18 protein-coding genes are annotated in these 19,940 nt (G+C 46.2%); 4 read left to right on the forward strand and 14 right to left on the reverse strand.

What is annotated here, in order from left to right; translation table 11 throughout:
* Positions 1 to 105 precede the first annotated feature (105 nt).
* On the forward strand, positions 106 to 1,395 hold the full coding sequence (gene bioA, locus VOR_RS0110800) for an adenosylmethionine--8-amino-7-oxononanoate transaminase (protein WP_010319719.1): 1,290 nt from the start codon (positions 106 to 108) through the stop codon (positions 1,393 to 1,395).
* Positions 1,396 to 1,474: 79 nt separating this feature from the next.
* Here bioA and serS read toward each other — a convergent pair whose 3' ends face one another.
* From serS to VOR_RS0110820, 4 genes are all read right to left on the reverse strand, one after another.
* A complete protein-coding gene (gene serS / locus VOR_RS0110805; protein ID WP_010319720.1) occupies positions 1,475 to 2,782 on the reverse strand; it encodes a serine--tRNA ligase in 1,308 nt (435 codons plus the stop codon).
* Positions 2,783 to 2,884: 102 nt separating this feature from the next.
* Positions 2,885 to 4,234 carry a replication-associated recombination protein A gene (locus tag VOR_RS0110810; protein ID WP_010319721.1) on the reverse strand — a complete coding sequence of 450 codons (1,350 nt, stop codon included), beginning with the start codon at positions 4,232 to 4,234 and terminating at the stop codon, positions 2,885 to 2,887.
* A 48-nt stretch (positions 4,235 to 4,282) separates the two neighbouring features.
* Complete coding sequence (lolA, locus tag VOR_RS0110815) at positions 4,283 to 4,885, reverse strand: outer membrane lipoprotein periplasmic chaperone LolA (RefSeq protein WP_010319722.1); 603 nt, start codon at positions 4,883 to 4,885, stop codon at positions 4,283 to 4,285.
* A gap of 190 nt (positions 4,886 to 5,075) precedes the next feature.
* Positions 5,076 to 5,678, reverse strand: coding sequence for a YecA family protein (locus tag VOR_RS0110820; protein WP_010319723.1), 603 nt, complete (start codon positions 5,676 to 5,678; stop codon positions 5,076 to 5,078).
* 116 nt (positions 5,679 to 5,794) lie between these two features.
* Here VOR_RS0110820 and dusC point away from each other — a divergent pair, with 116 nt between their 5' ends.
* On the forward strand, positions 5,795 to 6,751 hold the full coding sequence (dusC, locus tag VOR_RS0110825; RefSeq protein WP_010319724.1) for a tRNA dihydrouridine(16) synthase DusC: 957 nt from the start codon (positions 5,795 to 5,797) through the stop codon (positions 6,749 to 6,751).
* An 84-nt stretch (positions 6,752 to 6,835) separates the two neighbouring features.
* On the opposite strand, the gene VOR_RS0110830 is transcribed toward dusC, so the two are convergent.
* From VOR_RS0110830 to yfbV, 4 genes are all read right to left on the reverse strand, one after another.
* The gene (locus VOR_RS0110830; RefSeq protein WP_010319725.1) at positions 6,836 to 7,630 is read right to left on the reverse strand and encodes an ABC transporter ATP-binding protein; all 795 of its coding nucleotides are present in this window, start codon (positions 7,628 to 7,630) and stop codon (positions 6,836 to 6,838) included.
* A complete protein-coding gene (locus tag VOR_RS0110835) occupies positions 7,627 to 8,571 on the reverse strand; it encodes an ABC transporter permease (protein ID WP_010319726.1) in 945 nt (314 codons plus the stop codon). Before VOR_RS0110835 ends, VOR_RS0110830 begins: the two co-directional genes overlap by 4 nt.
* A gap of 59 nt (positions 8,572 to 8,630) precedes the next feature.
* Positions 8,631 to 9,596 carry an ABC transporter substrate-binding protein gene (locus VOR_RS0110840; protein ID WP_010319727.1) on the reverse strand — a complete coding sequence of 322 codons (966 nt, stop codon included), beginning with the start codon at positions 9,594 to 9,596 and terminating at the stop codon, positions 8,631 to 8,633.
* 357 nt (positions 9,597 to 9,953) lie between these two features.
* Complete coding sequence (yfbV, locus tag VOR_RS0110845) at positions 9,954 to 10,406, reverse strand: terminus macrodomain insulation protein YfbV (RefSeq protein ID WP_010319728.1); 453 nt, start codon at positions 10,404 to 10,406, stop codon at positions 9,954 to 9,956.
* Positions 10,407 to 10,753: 347 nt separating this feature from the next.
* Between yfbV and VOR_RS0110850 the strand changes: the two genes are divergently transcribed.
* Positions 10,754 to 11,950: an acetate kinase gene (locus VOR_RS0110850; protein WP_010319729.1), complete on the forward strand. Its 1,197-nt coding sequence runs from the start codon at positions 10,754 to 10,756 to the stop codon at positions 11,948 to 11,950.
* A gap of 172 nt (positions 11,951 to 12,122) precedes the next feature.
* The gene (pta, locus tag VOR_RS0110855) at positions 12,123 to 14,267 is read left to right on the forward strand and encodes a phosphate acetyltransferase (RefSeq protein ID WP_010319730.1); all 2,145 of its coding nucleotides are present in this window, start codon (positions 12,123 to 12,125) and stop codon (positions 14,265 to 14,267) included.
* 79 nt (positions 14,268 to 14,346) lie between these two features.
* Here pta and VOR_RS0110860 read toward each other — a convergent pair whose 3' ends face one another.
* The 6 genes from VOR_RS0110860 to VOR_RS17125 all read right to left on the reverse strand — a co-directional run.
* Complete coding sequence (locus VOR_RS0110860) at positions 14,347 to 15,297, reverse strand: glutathione S-transferase family protein (protein WP_010319731.1); 951 nt, start codon at positions 15,295 to 15,297, stop codon at positions 14,347 to 14,349.
* Between the two features lie 234 nt (positions 15,298 to 15,531).
* Positions 15,532 to 16,524, reverse strand: a complete 993-nt coding sequence (oppF, locus tag VOR_RS0110865) for a murein tripeptide/oligopeptide ABC transporter ATP binding protein OppF (protein ID WP_010319732.1) — start codon at positions 16,522 to 16,524, stop codon at positions 15,532 to 15,534.
* Positions 16,521 to 17,492 carry an ABC transporter ATP-binding protein gene (locus VOR_RS0110870; RefSeq protein ID WP_010319733.1) on the reverse strand — a complete coding sequence of 324 codons (972 nt, stop codon included), beginning with the start codon at positions 17,490 to 17,492 and terminating at the stop codon, positions 16,521 to 16,523. The genes oppF and VOR_RS0110870 overlap by 4 nt, the downstream gene beginning before the upstream one ends.
* A 22-nt stretch (positions 17,493 to 17,514) precedes the next feature.
* Positions 17,515 to 18,417 carry an oligopeptide ABC transporter permease OppC gene (gene oppC / locus VOR_RS0110875; RefSeq protein ID WP_010319734.1) on the reverse strand — a complete coding sequence of 301 codons (903 nt, stop codon included), beginning with the start codon at positions 18,415 to 18,417 and terminating at the stop codon, positions 17,515 to 17,517.
* Positions 18,418 to 18,432: 15 nt separating this feature from the next.
* A complete protein-coding gene (gene oppB / locus VOR_RS0110880) occupies positions 18,433 to 19,353 on the reverse strand; it encodes an oligopeptide ABC transporter permease OppB (protein WP_010319735.1) in 921 nt (306 codons plus the stop codon).
* Positions 19,354 to 19,470: 117 nt separating this feature from the next.
* Positions 19,471 to 19,940: ABC transporter substrate-binding protein (locus VOR_RS17125; protein ID WP_010319736.1), on the reverse strand; the 470-nt coding region annotated here is incomplete at its 5' end.

Consider the following 19,940-nt stretch of genomic DNA (forward strand, 5'->3'; position numbering starts at 1 on the left):
GTTGCTTGGCTAGTCTACTGACAAGCGATAAACTGTCAACAACCAAAGAAAACGCAAGTTTACGTTTGATTAATTTTTATACAAACCCAGCAATATGGACTGACCATGGATTTACTCTTCGACCGCCAACATATCTGGCATCCCTACACTTCAACGCTGACGCCATTGACTTGTTATCCCGTCACTCACGCTCAAGGTGTCGATCTTTATTTGGAAGATGGGCGACGCTTGATTGATGGAATGTCCTCTTGGTGGGCAACCATTCATGGTTATAACCATCCACACCTTAATTACGCTGCGCATCAGCAAATTGATAAAATGTCACACGTGATGTTTGGCGGTATCACACATCAACCCGCCATTACGCTTTGTAAAAAATTACTGGCATTAGCGCCAAGCAATCTTGAGCACGTATTTTTAGCCGATTCTGGCTCTGTCGCCGTGGAAGTCAGCTTAAAAATGGCGCTGCAATACTGGCATGCAAAAGGTCAACCACGAGCGAAATTTCTCACCTTACGTCATGGCTATCACGGCGATACCTTTGCCGCGATGTCAGTCACTGACCCAGAAAACTCGATGCATTCGCTCTACAAAGGTTTTTTGCCGCAGCATATTTTTGCCGATTCGCCAACTTGCGGTTTTTGGGATGAGTGGGATGAACGCGATCTCGATGATTTTCGAGAGAAAATCATGCACGCTCATCAAGAGCTTGCGGCGGTGATTTTAGAACCAATTGTGCAGGGTGCTGGCGGTATGCGTATCTATCATCCTCAGTTTTTAAAAGGCGTGCGTGCACTTTGCGATCAATATGGTTTGCTACTGATTGCCGATGAGATTGCAACTGGATTTGGCCGTACTGGAAAGCTCTTCGCCTGCGAGCACGCTAATATCGCGCCTGATATTTTATGTGTCGGCAAGGCCTTAACGGGTGGCTATATGACGCTTTCGGCCACACTGGCGACCAAGCAAGTCGCCGATACGGTTTGTGCTGGCGAAGCGGGCTGCTTTATGCATGGGCCAACCTTTATGGCTAACCCATTGGCGTGCGCCGTCGCCTGCGCTAGCTTAGAGCTCATCGAACAGGGCGATTGGCAACAGCAAACCCAGCATATTGAAGCGCAATTTGCTCATTTACTGCCCATGCTTAACCGTTTTGAGATGGTAAAAGAGACGCGCTGGCTGGGCGCTATCGGCGTGATTGAAACGCATCGCCCTGTCAATATGGAGGTCATTCAAGCGCTATTTGTTGAGCAAGGGGTCTGGATCCGTCCTTTTGGCTGTTTAATCTATGTGATGCCACCGTTTATTAGCCAAGTAGATGACATTGAAAAACTGATCAACGCTGTAGTGGTGGCATTGCAAAATTCGCAATGCTTTCAAATCGATGGGGCTTAAATAGAACCGACACATACTATTGATGCATAAAAAAACCGACTCGCAAGTCGGTTTTTTTACTGTGTTTAACGCATCATGATTAACCGATGTGCGTTGCGCCACCCATGTATGGTTGCAGTACGCTAGGAACGGCAATACGGCCATCGGCTTGTTGGTTGTTTTCCAAAATGGCTACCATAGTACGGCCCACAGCAAGGCCTGAACCGTTCAGCGTGTGTACAAGCTCAGGTTTATTGCCGCCTTTGCGACGGAAACGGGCTTGCATACGACGCGCTTGGAAATCCCACATGTTTGAGCAAGAGGAGATCTCACGGTATGTACCTTGTGCAGGAACCCACACTTCAAGATCGTAAGTTTTGCGAGAGCCAAAGCCCATGTCACCGGCACACAGCACCACTTTACGGTACGGTAGTTCAAGCAATTGCAGCACTTTTTCCGCATGACCGGTTAACTCTTCCAGCGCCGCCATTGAATCTTCTGGGCGCGTAATCTGAACCAATTCGACTTTATCAAATTGGTGCATACGGATAAGACCACGTGTATCGCGACCATACGATCCCGCCTCAGAACGGAAACAAGGTGTATGAGCCGTCATTTTCAGTGGCAGATCGGCTTCGTCAGAAATGGTGTCACGCACTAAGTTCGTTACTGGCACTTCAGCGGTAGGGATCAGCGAAAGTTTACGCGGCTCTTCATCATTCACTTTTTCAGTTAGTGGCTCAGTATGGAATAGGTCTTGACCAAACTTAGGTAGTTGACCAGTACCAAACAGACTGTCAGCATTGACAAGATAAGGCACGTACATTTCTGTGTAGCCATGTTCTTGAGTGTGAAGATCCAACATAAATTGTGCAATGGCGCGGTGTAGGCGAGCAAATTGGCCTTTCATTACGATAAAGCGAGCGCCAGTAATTTTAGTTGCACTAGCAAAATCTAAACCACCGGCCATTTCGCCAAGATCAACGTGATCTCTGAGCTCAAAATCGTAAGTTTTAGGTTCGCCCCAACGAGAAACTTCTACGTTGTCATTTTCATCTTTACCGTCAGGAACCGATTCATCTGGTACGTTGGGTACAGACAGAGTGATCGCATCCAATTGTGCTTGGATGTCATTCAACTGCGCTTTTTTCGCGTCTAAGTCACTGCCTAGAGAGCCGATTTGTAGCTTGACTGCTTCTGCGCCCGCTTTGTCGCCGGCGGCCATTTTTTGGCCAATTTCTTTGGAGATGGAGTTGCGCGAGGATTGTAAATTTTCAACTTCTACTTGAATGGACTTACGTTGTTCTTCAAGTTGACGAATTGTCTCAACGTCGAGTTTGAAACCGCGACGCGCTAATTTTGCAGCTGTTTCATCCAGCTCAGTGCGAAGTAATTTAGAATCCAGCATTGCTAATCCTATGCTTTTAGTTATGAAAAACGCGCCTGCATCCCTTTCTAATCAGAGCGACGCGTAGAGAAAATTGAACCCGACAAAGATAACGAAAAGAGACTATTTTTCATAGCGCTTTTGTGGGCTTTTTGCATCTAAACTAGCCAAGTAATCTAACTTTTCACCAATTTTGGTTTCTAAACCTCGATTTGTTGGCTGGTAGTAGCGTGTATCGCTCATTTCAGGCGGCAAATAACTTTCGCCAGCCGCGTAAGCTCCCGGTTCATCGTGGGCATAACGATATTGTGCTCCATAACCAAGATCTTTCATCAAACTGGTTGGTGCATTACGCAAATGAGGCGGCACCTCATACTCTGGCAAATTATGCGCATCAGCTAAGGCTTGCTTCCACGCGCTATACACGGCATTACTTTTGGGCGCGCACGCTAAATAGACAATCGCTTGTGCAATCGCACGTTCACCTTCCGCAGGGCCAACGCGGGTAAAACAGTCCCAAGCGGCGAGCGCTACCTGCATGCCTCTTGGGTCGGCGTTACCGACATCTTCCGAAGCTATCGCCAATAAACGGCGAGCGATATAAAGTGGATCGCAGCCTGCTGCGATCATTCTGGCCGACCAATACAGCGCCGCATCGGGGTTGGAACCTCGAATCGATTTATGCACCGCAGAGATAAGGTCGTACCAAATATCGCCTTTATTATCAAAGCGCGACACTTTTTCGCCTGCCACTTCGGCCAACAGTTTGAGCGTAATGAGCTTTTCACCTTGCGCATTCTCTTCGGCCATGTCGTACAGCAACTCAAGATAATTGAGTGACATGCGCGCATCACCATTGACCAATTCAGCCAAACGTTCGAGCACGTTATCCATAAACTGCGCTGCGACTTTACCTAAACCGCGATCGTCATCGTTGATTGCTTGATTGAGCGCCAGCAAAATTTCATCGCTAGCCAGCGAGGTTAATTTGTACACCCGAGCACGAGATAGCAAAGCGTTGTTGAGTTCAAAAGAGGGATTCTCTGTCGTGGCACCAATGAAAGTCACAGTGCCATCTTCAATGTGTGGCAAAAAGGCATCTTGTTGAGATTTATTAAAACGATGCACTTCGTCTACAAACAAAATAGTACGTCGACCCGCCATTTTATTTTCGCGCGCTTTTTCAATGGCAGCACGGATCTCTTTAACGCCAGAAGTCACCGCAGAAACACGTTCAACCTCTGCATTGGCGTAATTCGCCGCCACTTCAGCTAAGGTCGTTTTGCCCGTACCGGGCGGCCCCCACAAGATCATCGAATGAATATGACCAGCCTCTAATGCACGCCGTAGCGGTTTACCCACGCCTAAAATGTGCTGCTGGCCAATATACTGCTCAACCGTCTGCGGGCGCATTCTCGCGGCCAACGGACGGAAATCTTCATCACCCGAAAAATCTAAGCTGTAGTTACCCACACTGCTGTAGTTACCCACACTATAGTTACTCACGCCTTAGTCCCTATCTCAATTACGTTGATCATCAACCTCGACACCTTGCGGGATCTGGAACGTGAAACGCGCTTTAGCGGCCGGTGTTAGTTGTACATTGCTAAACGTAAACAGACTCTTCTGTCCATCTTGTTCAATCACGTTAAAACCTTTCACGATCCCTTTCTCATCAATCGCTATCTGAAACTGCCCTTGGTTTGAATCTACCGCGGTTGGCGTTAGGGTGAAATCATCACCGTTTTGTGCAACTTTGTAGTGATCCCAATCACTGGCGCGATTACGGGTCAGCAACACAAAAGGAGTTTGTTCCGTCGCTTGTTCTTGATTATAAATACTCACTTGTTCGATAAATGGGCTGTAATACCACAAGGTTTTACCATCAGACACCAGTAAGTTTTCATCAGGAGCGGTCGTTTGCCAACGGAAAAGACTTGGCCGGACAATATCAACGTTCCCCTGACCTTCCATCACAATATCACCTTCAGGGCTGATCACTTGCTGGGAAAAGGTCGCGCTAAAACCAGCGTTCAGCGCGAGGCGTTGACTCAACTCTTCTTTTGGCGCAGCCAAAACAGCGACAGAAAAACTACACAACAACAGGGCTAACACTCTTTTCATGATTACCACACTCCATGGATAACAATTTTTTGTCTATAACGTTTTCTATAACGTTTATTGATAAGGCCCTATTCTCTTAAGAAGCGTTCGCTTATCAGAATAACTTATTTATCAGGATAACTCGTTTATAAGGGCTTATTTGCTTGGGTTTGTCAGCGTTTTGTTGAGATTCAACCTCAGACGGCGTACTTTACTGGCCACAGCACTGTTTGAATTTTTTGCCACTGGCGCACGGACAAGGATCATTGCGGCCAATCTCTTTAAATGGGTTAACGCGCTGCGTTTTCATGCCGAGCATTAATTCATCAGCCATTAACGCGACTTCTGTGATCATGACATCCAACTGCTCAGCAAAATCACTCAAACTGGGTGGTGTTGCAAAACCCGCTTCGCTCATCTGCTGCTGTGTTTGTGTTTCATCGATGGCTAACATGAAGGTGGTCAACAAAGCTTGTAGCATGCGCAGGCTACCATCACCAATTTGAGTCTCTAACCATTGCGGTTCAACGACTGGCCAGACGCTCATAAACCCTTCAGCAAAATCAGCCCACTGAGTCGCATTATCTAGCAAGGCTAACGCCGAATATTCGCTACGTTTGAGCAAGTTATATTGCAGATTAATTTGCGCCATCACCATAGGTTCAAGTGCTTTGACTTGCTCCCCCACTAAAGGTTCTAACCAAGTTGTGGGTTCTAACGGCTTAGTGGCGAAATTGGATGCCAAAATAGCCCCTTCAAAAAAATGAGCGGATTGAGGAGCTGATTGAGGAAGAGAGAGCAATGAGTAAGTCATGAAAATCTGTACAGTTAAAATGGTTGACCAAGGATTATATACCAACTCTTGCGTTTAGTGACTTTTGATTCGGTAACCACTACAATCTCGCCTCGAATTTTTAAGGCGAAATGATGATGCGTGTAATTTTGGGCCCGATGGAGGGTGTGCTAGACCACTTGATGCGTGAACTGCTCACCCAGATGAATGATTACGATCTGTGCGTGACTGAATTTGTGCGTGTCGTTGACCAATTATTGCCTGACCACGTTTTTTATCGCCTTTGTCCTGAACTGAAAACAGGCTCAAAAACGCAAGCAGGTGTTCCCGTGCACGTTCAACTGCTCGGCCAAGAGCCACATTGGATGGCAGAAAATGCCGCACGAGTTGCTGAATTAGGCGCGCACGGCATTGATTTGAATTTTGGTTGCCCAGCGAAAACGGTCAACAAACACAAAGGCGGTGCGGCGCTGTTACAACATCCGGAATTGATTTATCAAGTGGTAAAATCATGCCGAGATGCGGTACCGAAAGCGGTCCCTGTTTCGGCTAAAATCCGCTTAGGTTGGGAAGACCCTAACGACTGCTTTGAAATTGTCGATGCGATTGAACAAGCTGGAGCAAACGAGCTCACAGTTCATGCCCGAACAAAAGCGGGCGGTTATCGCGCCAGTGAAATTAAGTGGGATTACATTAATCAGATACGCCAGAAGACGTCTCTGCCTCTTATCGCTAATGGCGAAATTTGGAACTATGACGATGGTCAAGCCTGTATTAAAGCGACGGGCGTAGAGTCATTGATGGTTTGTCGAGGCGCATTCAACGTTCCCAATTTAGGCAATGTGGTCAAACATAACCATAAAGTGATGCCTTGGCATGAAGTGGTTGATCTGCTCCTGCGCTATTCGCAATTTGAAATTAGAGGCGATAAAGGCTTTTACTATCCCAACCGAGTCAAGCAATGGTTTACCTACTTGCGTCAAGAATATCCGCAAGCTAACGAGCTCTTTCGCGAAATCAGGACCTTTACCAAATCGGAACCTATTGTGGAGCACATTCAGCGTTACCGTGATCGGTTACAAAACACCTTGTGATGCGTTTTCTTCAGGCTTTCTCAACATCACGCCGAGAAAGCCTGTTGCTGCTTAGTCAACCACTGTGATAACGAAATAAAACCATTAACTGAGTAGAAGGCTATCATCTGCCAGCTCTTCGCCTCGAACTTTCGAAAACATTTCCAGTAGATCAGGCACTTTCATATTGGCACGCTGCTCACCAGACACATCAAGAACAATTTCACCTTGGTGAAGCATCACAGTGCGATCACCACACGCTAAGGCATCTTTCATCGAGTGCGTTACCATCATCACCGTCAAGTTAAATTCTTTGACGATTGTTTTGGTCAAATCAATGATAAAGGCCGCCATTCTAGGGTCCAGAGCCGCAGTGTGCTCATCAAGCAGTAACAATTTACTGTCAGATAAGGTTGCCATCACTAAGCTAACCGCTTGACGCTGCCCACCAGACAGTAGGCCGATGTTATCGCCTAAACGATCTTCTAATCCCAAACCAAGGATAGCGATTCGCTCTTGAAACAACTTGCGACGTGATGAAGAAAGTGACAGCCCCCACCCTCGGCGCTTGCCGCGCATGTAGGCTAAAGCCATATTCTCTTCAATGGTTAAATCACCACATGTACCGGCAAGTGGGTCTTGGAACACGCGAGCGCATAAACGTGCGCGCTGATCCACGCTCTGACGCGTGACATCGACTTCATCGATGAGTACTTTGCCTGCCATCATGGGCGTTTCGCCCGTTACAGCACCTAGTAAGGTCGATTTCCCTGCACCATTTGAGCCAATCACAGTTAAAAATTGATGTTCAGGTACTTCGAGGTGAACACCTCTTAACGCTCTATTTTCTAAAATTGTGCCAGGGTTAAACGTGACTTGAATATCTTCTAAACGAATCATAATGTTTCTCCTGACGCTTTATCCTTCTTAGCAACAACCGACCTCTGAGCAGGAGAATTACCCTTTTTTACTTTGAAGTTCCTTTTCATTTTTGGCGCAATCAGTGCAATGGCCACCAGCACAGCAGTAACTAAGTTGAGATCTGATGCCTGCAAACCGAACATACCCGAGCTCAAAGCAAAGGCGACCGCTAAACGGTACAGCACTGAACCGACGATGACCGCCAGCACTGCAACCCAGATCCGACGACCGGGGATCAACGTCTGCCCCAAAATCACAGCAGCAAGGCCAACTACAATCGTCCCTACGCCCGAAGTTACATCAGCAAAACTGTTGGTTTGCGCAAACAGTGCCCCAGCAAAACCGACAAAACCATTCGATAACGCAAGAGCAAAATAGGTATAAAACGAGGTGCTTCCGCCTTGTGCTCTCACCATGCGGGCATTAACGCCCGTAGCACGCAGCCCAAGTCCAAAGTCACTGTTTAATAATCGCACCACAAACCAGGCCGAAATCAAGACCAATACACCCACGACCAACGGGCGAATGTAAACCGAATCACCCAAGGCTTCAAAAGGCGTAAGAATGGTCTCCTCGCCAAGCAGAGCAATATTGGGGCGTCCCATAATGCGAATATTGATGGAGAAGGCGGCAATCATGGTGAGAATCGACGCCAATAGATGCAAAATACCGCAGCGAACCGCAAGAAATGCAGTCACCCAACCAGTAAAGGCACCCGCAAGTATTGCCATTCCTGTAGCAACCCAAGGGTTAATACCTGCCACAATCGCCGTGGCGGCCACCGCAGCGCCCATCGGGAAACTGCCGTCAACGCTTAAATCGGGGAAATCAAGGACACGGAAAGTGAGGTAAACACCCAATGCCACCAATCCGTACAGCAGCCCTATCTCTAGAGCGCCAAAAAAAGCAAAAGCAGACATAACAACTCCTTTCTCTGCTTAAACAGAGCTAAAGCCTTCGCTCTAGCTCTGAATGGTCTTTATTTTACGCTCGTAGCACGATCAAGTACTGACTGAGGAATAGTTACGCCCAGTTTTTCCGCTGCGGTTTTGTTGATCATTAAATCAGACCCTTTGGCCACTTTAACATCCAGTTTACCCGGTGCTTGGCCTTCCAAAATAGCGACAACATAGTCTGCGGTTTGTACGCCAATTTGGTAATAATCAAAACCAAGGCTCGCAACCGCGCCGCGTTCAACATAAGAGGTTGCTGCGCCAAATACTGGGGTCTTAGCTTGGTTAGCCGAAACAATCATCCCTTCAATCGCACTGGCGACGGTATTATCAATTAAGGCGTAAAGGATGTCTGATTTTGAGGCGATCGCTTGTGTCGCGGTTTGTACGTCTGCGCTTTTTAAGGCTGTCGCTTCAATAAGTTTAATGCCATGTTTTTGAGTGCTCGATTTAAGCAGTTCCATCAAGCTCACTGCATTGGCCTCACCGGGGTTATACACTACGCCGATAGATTTCACATTTGGCATGATCTCTTTGATCAGCTCAACGTGTTGTTCAACTGGCGATAGATCAGAAAGCCCGGTCACGTTCTTGCCCGGTTGCTCAAGTTTTTTCACCAATTTAGCACCGACAGGATCGGTCACCGCCGTGAACACGACAGGAATAGTTTTGGTTGCAGAAACGAGCGCTTGCGCCGTGGGGGTTGCGATGCCGACTAACACATCAGGATTTTCCCCGACAAATTGGCGCGCAATTTGAACAGCAATAGCTGGGTTGCCTTGCGCGGTTTTAAAATCAAAATCTAGATTTTTACCTTGTTCATAACCTTTTGCTTTTAAACCATCAAGTAAACCTTGTCTGGTTGCGTCTAAAGCTGGGTGCTCAACAATTTGCGATACGGCGACTTTCGCTGTTTTGGCCATAATGCTAGTTGAAGAGAGTAATACTGCTCCTGCAAAAACGGCGGTAACAATGGCTTTGCCTGCTTTCATCTTAACTCCTTGATTTAAGCATTATACCCTTCCTAGTCAAAGCGGTAGCAGTGCTAGCAAATGCGCTCATCCCGTTAAACACAGTTAACCTGTGCCACATTAGGATTTATCCCATTGCAGATTGCTTACCACTTCATATTGTTTGGGTATAGGTGTTGGATGTTGTGTTTTTATATTTTTATGTACGCGCACTGAGCGTCGCTGACAACATTATTACCAGTAACTCAGGCTAAAGGGAAGTGAGGTTTAACAGTAAAGTAACAAAAAGAGAGCTAAGAATAAGGCGAAAGTTTAATAACAAAGAGGAGTTCACTGCGGAAGCCCTCTTTGTCTTTTATTAACCAGCTAACCGGCGGGCTAGAACCAGCGTTCTAACGCGGCTTCATCTAACTGGCGGAATGCTCGGTTAAGGATAACCGCCAGCTCTTTGTATCTCGGCTTCGCTTTGATTGGCTCTAAAGCAAAACCGGTATCGACAATCTTCTGGTACAGCTCTCTGTACCACCCAGCAAGCGAAGGTGGAAGTTGGGTATTGGCGCGATTTCCCAGCCACCACATACCTTGTAGCGGTAAGCTTATGGCAAAGAGTGCCACTACCACTGCTTGGGGCATCGCCTGTGTATTTTCAAAAACCATCTGTGTCAGGACACTGATTGCGGCGATAGCTGGCATAGCCTTCACGCCAAAACGCGTGGCTTTAATGATCCGTTGCTCAGGGAAAATGAGGCCTAGTTCTTTGCGCACAGGCCAAACATCCATATATTTCTGACCATCTTTCAGGCTGTGAACGATTCCAACTTTGTGATTCATAGCGCGCCCTCACTCTCAATGCTGCCCATTAAACTAAAAAATAGTTTAATGATTCAACTAATCTAGTAAAAAATTGATAGAAGTTAATATTATTTCAATTTTTTTTTGTTATATTGGCCCATTATCGCTATTCTTTGCGAGCCCTCAATCTCATTGTTGCCGTTATTTACAATTTAGGCAACTCCGAGATGAAATCTGCAAGGAATGCACGACGACTTTACGTTAAAAGCCCCGTCTCATGATACGGAAATTCAAGTTTTATTAACCGAGAATAGTAGCGCTCCACAACGCTTCTACTATTCTTGAGATTGATTTTTATCTTAAACGATTATTACAGGTAGTCACACATGTCTAAGCTAGTTTTAGTTTTAAACTGCGGTAGTTCTTCTCTTAAATTTGCTGTTGTTGATGCAGAAACAGGTGCTGAGCACCTATCAGGTCTTGCTGAATGTCTTCACCTTCCTGAGGCACGTATCAAGTGGAAACTTGACGGTAAACACGAAGCGCAACTAGGCGAAGGTGCGGCACACGAAGAAGCACTCGCGTTTATGGTTGAAACTATTCTTGCTTCTAAGCCAGAGCTTAAAGCTGACCTTGGCGCTATCGGTCACCGTATCGTACACGGTGGTGAGCAGTTCACTCAATCTGCACTTATCTCTGATGATGTACTAAAAGGTATTCAAGACGCTGCAACCTTTGCACCGCTTCACAACCCAGCACACATCATCGGTATCGAAGCCGCTAAGAAAAACTTCCCTGAGCTTCAAAACGTAGCTGTGTTTGATACTGCGTTCCATCAAACTATGCCTGAAGAGTCTTTCCTATACGCTCTTCCGTACAATCTGTACAAAGAGCACGGTATCCGTCGTTATGGCATGCATGGTACTTCACACCTATTCATCACTCGTGAAGTTGCAGGCCTACTCAACAAGCCAGTGGAAGAAGTCAACATCATCAACTGTCACCTAGGCAATGGTGCTTCTGTTTGTGCGATCAAAAACGGTCAATCAGTTGATACCTCAATGGGTCTAACTCCTCTTGAAGGTTTGGTGATGGGTACACGTTGTGGTGACATCGACCCTGCAATCATCTTCCACCTGCACGATGCACTGGGTTACTCTGTTGATCAAATCAACACTATGCTGACCAAAGAGTCTGGCCTACAAGGCTTAACACAAGTGACTTCGGATTGCCGTTTTGTTGAAGATAACTACGGTGAGAAAGAAGAAGCGACTCGTGCAATGGACGTGTTCTGCCACCGCCTAGCGAAATACGTGGCTGGCTACACTGCAAACCTTGACGGTCGCCTAGACGCTATCGTCTTCACTGGTGGTATCGGTGAGAACTCAGGCCCTATCCGTGAAATGGTACTAAACCGTTTGGCTATCTTCGGTATCGAAGTCGACAGCGCAGCAAACCTAAAAGCACGTTTTGGCGGCGAAGGTGTGATCACAACGGCAAACAGCCGTATTCCAGCTATGGTTATCTCGACCAATGAAGAGCTAGTGATTGCTGAAGATACTGCTCGTCTGGCAGGCCTTTAATTGACTTTCTGGCTAACTCTCTGAGTTAGCCAGTTTTTTACCGGGGCTCAACCCTTAGTTTCTAGTGATTTAGGTCAGCAGGCTTATTTCCGAAGAAGGTCATGTTGGGCTTTGTTCCTTTTTCAATCTAGTTTCGGTTAGATTGATTTCAATAGTTTGAGGTACTCTACTCATGTCCCGTACTATTATGCTTATCCCTATCAGCGCTGGTGTTGGTCTTACCAGCGTGAGCATGGGTGTCCTTCGCGCCATGGAGCGTAAAGGTGTTAGCGTTTCTTTTTATAAGCCTATTGCACAACCTCGCTCGGGTGGCGATCAACCTGATCTCACTTCAACGATTATCGGTCGCAACAGCGACATCAGCATTGCAGAACCGATGATGATGTCAGCGGCAGAAACGTTGATCGGTAGCGAAAAGATGGATGTGTTGCTTGAAACCGTCGTTGAGCGTTACAACCACATCAATCAAGATTCTGAAGTAACGCTGATTGAAGGCCTTGTGCCAACACGTAAACACCCATTCGCGAACCAAGTGAACGCAGAAATTGCCAAAACACTGGGCGCAGAAATTGTGTTTGTCGCGACACCGGGAACGGACAATCCAACTCAGTTGAAAGAGCGTATTGAAGTTGCGTGCTCAAACTTTGGTGGAACAAAAAATAAAAACATTTCAGGTGTTATTATCAACAAGCTCAATGCCCCTGTTGATGAAGCAGGCCGCACTCGCCCTGACTTATCAGAAATTTTTGATGATGCAGATAGCGCGAAACAAGCCAATTTAGAAGTGATGCAGATCTTCAACACCAGCCCAATTCGTGTGTTAGGTTGCGTGCCTTGGAGTATCGATCTTATCGCGACTCGTGCTATTGATATGGCCAAACACCTGAAAGCTGAAATCATTAATGAAGGTGAAATTAAGTCTCGCCGTATTAAAAGCATCACTTTCTGTGCGCGTTCTTTGCCACATATGATTGAGCACTTTAAGCCAGGGTCACTCTTAGTGACATCGGCCGATCGTCCTGACGTGATTGTTGCCGCCTCTCTGGCCGCAATGAATGGCGTTGAAATTGGTGCGGTGCTGCTGACTGGCGGTTACGATATGCCACAAGAGATTGTGAACCTATGTAAACCAGCCTTTGAAAGCGGCTTGCCTATTTTTAAAGCGCAAGGTAACACTTGGCAAACGTCACTCAACCTACAAAGCTTTAGCCTAGAAGTTCCAGCTGACGATAAAGAGCGTATCGAGTTCATCAGCGATCACGTTGCTAGCCACATCGATGGTCCTTGGATTAATTCGCTCACTGAAGGCACGCAAGGTATCCGTCGCCTTAGCCCGCCAGCATTCCGTTATCAGTTAACTGAATATGCTCGTCGTGCAGGTAAACGTATTGTGCTTCCTGAAGGGGATGAGCCACGCACGGTTAAAGCGGCGTCTATTTGTGCAGAGCGCGGTATTGCGACTTGTGTTCTGCTTGGTAACCCTGATGAAATCCGCCGCGTTGCTGCGCAACAAGGTGTTGAGTTAGGTGCTGGCGTTGAAATTATCGATGCTGACTCTGTGCGCGAAAACTACGTCGCTCGCTTGGTTGAACTGCGTGGTTCAAAAGGCATGACCGAAGTTGTGGCTCGTGAAAAACTGCAAGATTCAGTCTTCTTAGGCACCATGATGCTAGAAGCGGGTGAAGTTGATGGTTTGGTTTCTGGTGCAGTTCATACCACAGCCAACACCATTGTTCCTCCATTCCAAATCATTAAGACCGCGCCAAATGCCTCGATTGTATCCTCTATCTTCTTCATGCTATTGCCTGATCAAGTGTTGGTATACGGTGATTGCGCCATCAACCCAGATCCAAATGCTGAACAGCTCGCTGAAATCGCAATTCAATCGGCCGATTCTGCAGCAGCATTCGGTATTGACCCACGCGTGGCGATGATCTCTTACTCGACCGGTGAATCAGGTAAAGGTGCTGATGTAGATAAAGTGCGTGAAGCGACGCGCATTGCTCAAGAGAAACGTCCAGATCTTATTATCGACGGTCCTCTGCAATACGATGCTGCAATCATGGAAAACGTGGCGGCTTCTAAAGCACCAAACTCTCCAGTCGCTGGTAAAGCAACGGTATTTGTCTTCCCTGACCTAAACACAGGTAATACAACTTACAAAGCGGTACAACGCTCAGCAGACCTTGTTTCTATCGGTCCAATGCTGCAAGGCATGCGTAAACCAGTAAACGATTTGTCTCGCGGTGCATTGGTTGACGACATTGTTTACACAATCGCGTTGACGGCGATTCAAGCAAGCCAAGAAACAAAATAACATTCTTAGCTTAACTTGCTGATTAAAAGGCTCTTATGTATCACATAAGAGCCTTTTTTATAGCACAATTCCACCCTCGTTATAGCCCAATAAAGCCGCGCTCATGGAGAGTATCAAGATCAAGATCCGGCCCTTTAGGTACCACTTGAGTTGGGTTAATGCCGATATGGCTGAAATAATAGTGGCGTTTGATGTGGTAAAAATCGGTCGTTTGTTTGATACCGTCGATTTGGTAAAGCTCTTTTAAGTAACCGCTTAAGTTCTCATAATCGGCGATACGCTGTTTATTGCATTTAAAATGCCCGACGTAAACAGCATCAAAACGGATAAGTGTCGTGAATAAACGCCAATCTGCCTCAGTGATCTGGTTACCAACCAGGTAGCGATGCGTCGCTAGATGATTGTTGACCTTATCTAACGCCCTAAAAAGTGCATCATAAGCATCGTCATAGGCCTCTTGCGTGGTCGCAAAGCCACATCGATAGACGCCATTATTAATATTAGGGTAGATATACGCATTCCATTCATCGATAGCTTTGCTGAGTGTTTGCGGATAATAGTCGTGCTGGTTACCCGTTAACTCATTAAATGCACTGTTAAACATGCGAATAATCTCAGAAGATTCATTGCTGACAATGGTATTGGTCTTCTTATCCCACAGCACAGGTACAGTTACTCGCCCTGAATAATCTACCTTTGCTTTGGTGTAGATTTGATGGAGCTTGGTATAGCCGAACAGAGGTTCAGGAATACCAAAAGACCAACCTTCACTCAGCATATCAGGGCAAACGACAGTAACATCAATGTGTTCGGTGAGTGATTTAAGCTGGCGAAAAATCAATGTACGGTGAGCCCAAGGGCATGCCAAAGAGACATACAGATGATAACGGTCCGATTCTGGTTGAAATCGTGCGTCTGGCTGGCTGTCGACCGAGTGTCTGAATCCTGCGTCTTCGCGAACAAAACGCCCAGCGCTGCTTTTGGTGTCATACCAAACATCGTGCCAGACGCCTTCAACTAATTTTCCCATGATCTCCACTCCTCATTCCGATGACTTTTTTATTATAAGTAGGAGAGAAAATGGTAAAACCGGAGGAAGTTGTCCTTGTTATTCAGAAATTTTGAACAGTGCGATACCCGATTTGTCTATACCCGATTTGTCTATACCCGATTTGTCTATACCCGATTTGTCTATACCTAAGCGCACAGATAAAAAAAGCGCGACCCACAAATGCGTCGCGCTTAAACCTGTCACAGGCTAAATTTAGAGTTCGACATGCAAACAAGACACAGCATGTTCATCACTGCCTTTAATCTGCGGTTTTTGCTGTGCACAGATTTCCGTCGCTTGAGGACAGCGGGTACGGAAAACACATCCTGAAGGCGGGTTGATTGGCGAAGGTAAATCCCCTTCTAGCATCTGAATTTTCTTAGCACGCTCCAGTTTCGGATCTGGAATTGGCACAGCCGACATCAAAGCTTTGGTGTAAGGGTGTGATGGATTCGCAAACAACGCCTCAGAGGTGCCAAGCTCGACCGCATTGCCTAAATACATCACGAGTACACGATCAGAGATGTGTTTCACTACCGATAAATCATGGGCAATAAAAACCAAACTTAAACCAAGCTCATTTTGCAACTCTTTGAGCAGGTTAACCACCTGCGCTTGGATTGAAACATCCAAAGCAGAAACTGGCTCATCACAGATGATCATTTTCGGTTTTAAAATGAGCGCACGGGCAATACCAATACGTTGACACTGACCACCAGAGAATTCATGGGGATAGCGGTTAATGACGTTCGGCAATAAACCAACTTTTGTCATCATCTCTTTTACACGATCCTTTACTTCTTGCTTCGAAAGTTCTGGATAAAAGGTCTGAAGTGGCTCTGCAATAATATCGCCAACCGACATTCTTGGGTTCAATGACGCCAGTGGGTCTTGGAAAATCATCTGAATTTGCTTACGGGTTTTGCGACGCTCAACCTCATGCATTTTCGTCAAATCATTTCCTAGCCACACCACTTCACCCTCGGTGGCTTCGACTAAACCAATGATCGCTCGCGCAAAAGTAGACTTTCCGCAACCTGATTCGCCTACTACGCCGAGAGTTTCACCCTCATATAGGCGCACATTAACGCCATCTACGGCTTTTAGGTTCGATGGTTTAGACCACGGCCACGCGGATTTAGAGGCAATGTTGAAGTGAACTTTGAGGTTCTTTACATCCAATAATAATGGTTTTTGTTCGCTCATTTAACCCAAGCCTCCCAATCAGAAAAACAGGCACGTTGGCGACCATCGGCAAATGGCAATAAAATAGGTGCTTCACGTTTACAGCGTTCTGTCACTCGGTGGCAGCGCTCTTGATAAGGACAACCCGGTGGCAATCGTAGCAAGTTAGGTGGGTTGCCAGGAATTGTTGGTAATATTTCACCTTCCGTATCCAAACGAGGAATGGCTTTTAATAAACCTTCAGCGTAAGGGTGACTCGGGTTGTAGAAAATTTCATCCACAGAGCCATATTCCATCGTACGCCCAGCATACATTACCAATACTTTGTCACATGAACCCGCAACCACACCCAGATCATGGGTGATCATGATAATGGCGGTATTGAATTCGCTTTTAAGTTCATTCAACAAATCCATAATTTGGGCTTGCACCGTTACGTCCAATGCGGTGGTGGGTTCATCGGCAATCAGTAACTTAGGCCGGCATAACAATGCCATTGCAATCATAACGCGTTGACGCATACCGCCAGAAAACTCATGCGGATACATGGTAATTCGCTTACGCGCTTCGGGGATTTTAACCGCCTCTAGCATACGTACCGACTCTTCAAATGCGGCCGACTTGCTCATTCCTTTGTGCAGCATCAGCACTTCCATCAACTGCTCGCTGACCTTCATATAAGGATTCAGTGACGTCATTGGGTCTTGGAAGATCATCGCAATTTGTTCAGCACGCACTTTGTTCAAGGCTTTTTCTGGCAAATTGAGGATCTCTTTCCCTTCAAATTTTGCGCTGCCCGTGATAATACCGTTTTTGGCAAGTAGGCCCATAATAGCGAACACGGTTTGCGATTTACCAGAGCCAGACTCCCCTACGATACCGAGGGTTTCGCCTTGCTCAAGTGAAAAAGTTAAATCGTTAACAGCAGTGACAATACCATCTTGAGTGGTAAATTCGACCCGCAGATCTTTGACATCTAATAAGCTCATTATTGCTTCCTTAATCTTTTAATTATCGGTCTTTAGGATCAAGCGCATCACGCAGACCATCACCGACATAGTTAAAGCAAAACAGGGTGACCACCATGAACGCGGCTGGGAAAGCAAGTTGCCAAATAGCGACTTCCATTGTTTGTGAACCTTCTTGTAGAAGTGCTCCCCAGCTTGTCATCGGCTCTTGAACACCAAGACCAAGGAAAGATAAAAATGACTCTGTCAAAATCATACTTGGGATCAATAGCGTCGAATAGACCGCTACAATACCCAACACGTTTGGCACAATATGACGTGTAATAATTTTCCAGTTGCTGACGCCACACACATGTGCCGCTTCAATAAACTCTTTGCTGCGTAGGCTCAAGGTTTGGCCACGCACAATTCGCGCCATATCAAGCCATGCAATTGCACCGATAGCGACGAAGATAAGTACGATATTGCGGCCGAAGAACGTGACCAAAACAATCACAAGGAACATGAAAGGAACAGCGTATAGAATCTCCAAAATACGCATCATAATGCGGTCTACTTTACCGCCGATGAAGCCCGACGCCGCACCATAAAGTGTGCCGATCAGAACAGCAACCAACGCGCCCATTACGCCAACCATCAGCGAGATTCGTCCACCCACTAAGGTACGCACATACAAATCACGCCCAAGGCTATCGGTGCCAAACCAGTGATCCGCATTGGGCCCAACGTGCATTGAATACCAGTCCGTATCGTCATAGGTATACGGGGCCATCATCGGTAGTACGATCACCGCAAGGGTCATCATCGTCAGAATACATAAACTGACCATGGCCGCTTTGTTACGCATAAAGCGAATGCGCGCATCTTGCCATAAGCTGCGGCCAGCTATTTCTAAGTTCTCAGAAAACTTCTCAACCGCGGCTAGGTTTTCTCTTTTCGTTAACATAACCATACGTCCCTGTTAGTAGCGAATTTTCGGGTCAATGACCGCAAGCAAAATATCAACAATGGCGTTGAAAAGAATAAATAGGAAACCAATTAAAATGGTCACACCCATCACCAATGAGTAATCGCGGTTAAATGCAGCGTTAACAAACAGCTTACCGATATCCGGTAGACCGAAAATCGTTTCAATCACCACAGACCCCGTAATAATACCGACAAACGCAGGCCCCATGTACGACACAACAGGCAGTAAAGCTGGCTTCAACGCATGGTTAACAACGATATAGGGATAACTCAATCCTTTCGCGCGTGCCGTGCGAATAAAGTTACTGTTGAGTGTTTCAATCATTGAGCCACGGGTGATGCGGGCAAAGGTGGCAATATAGAGCATCGACATACCCAGCACTGGCAGTACTAAATATTGGAAACTTCCATCTAACCAGCCGCCAGCCGGGAATATTTTCCAATGCAAGGAGAAGAGATAAATTAAAGCTGGGGCGAGAACAAACGACGGCATCACCACGCCAATCATTGCCGTCGACATGATGGTGTAGTCAATCCAAGTGTTGTGTTTTAGTGCGGCAATAGTACCGATGGAAACACCCGCGATAACAGTAAAAATAAAAGCGATAAAGCCGACTTTGGCCGAGACAGGCAAGGCAACGGCGATCAATTCATTCACCGTATAATCTTGGTATTTGAATGATGGGCCAAAATCACCTTGTAAAATATTGGTCAAGTAGGTGAAGTATTGCTCAGACACAGGTTTGTCTAAGCCATATTTGGCCTCAATGTTGGCCATTACTTCCGGTGGTAAAGGGCGCTCGCTTGAGAATGGGTTACCCGGAGCGAAACGCATGAGAAAGAAAGATACCGTGATCAACACCAACATGGTTGGTATCGCTTCCAATATCCTTTTTGCGATGAATTTAAGCATAAACTCACTCTTTCAGTCTGTGACAATGAAAATTAGAAAGACGCTGCATGTAAATTACTATCTGAAAATAGCTACATGCAGTGTCTAAGTCGTTATATTTTTATCAGCGTAAGGAGCTTACTTTGCTTTGATATAGAGATCTTTTGAGTAGATCTTCTCTTCCGCGTTATTCATCGGGAAGCCGCCTACATTAGGAGATAATAAACGAGATTTAACATACTGATAGATAGGGGCAATCGGCATATCTTTGGTTAATAGTTTTTCAGCATCCAGATATAGCTTAGTGCGCTCTTCTTCAGAGGTTGACTTCAACGCTTTATCAATAATTGCATCGTATTCAGCGCTTTGATAGTGCAAACCACCGGTGGTGTTATTGCTCACCATTAAGGTTAGGAATGAAGATGCTTCATTATAGTCACCACACCAACCAGCACGTGCCACTTCAAAGTTACCTTGATCTTTAGAATCTAGATACGTTTTCCACTCTTGGTTCTCTAATACGACATTAATACCGAGCGTTTTTTTCCACATAGAACCCAATGCTACAGCGATTTTCTTGTGGTTTTCCGATGTATTGTAGAGGAGGC

It is taken from the genome of Vibrio ordalii ATCC 33509 (genome assembly GCA_000257205.1).
Classification (GTDB): Bacteria; Pseudomonadota; Gammaproteobacteria; order Enterobacterales; family Vibrionaceae; genus Vibrio; species Vibrio ordalii.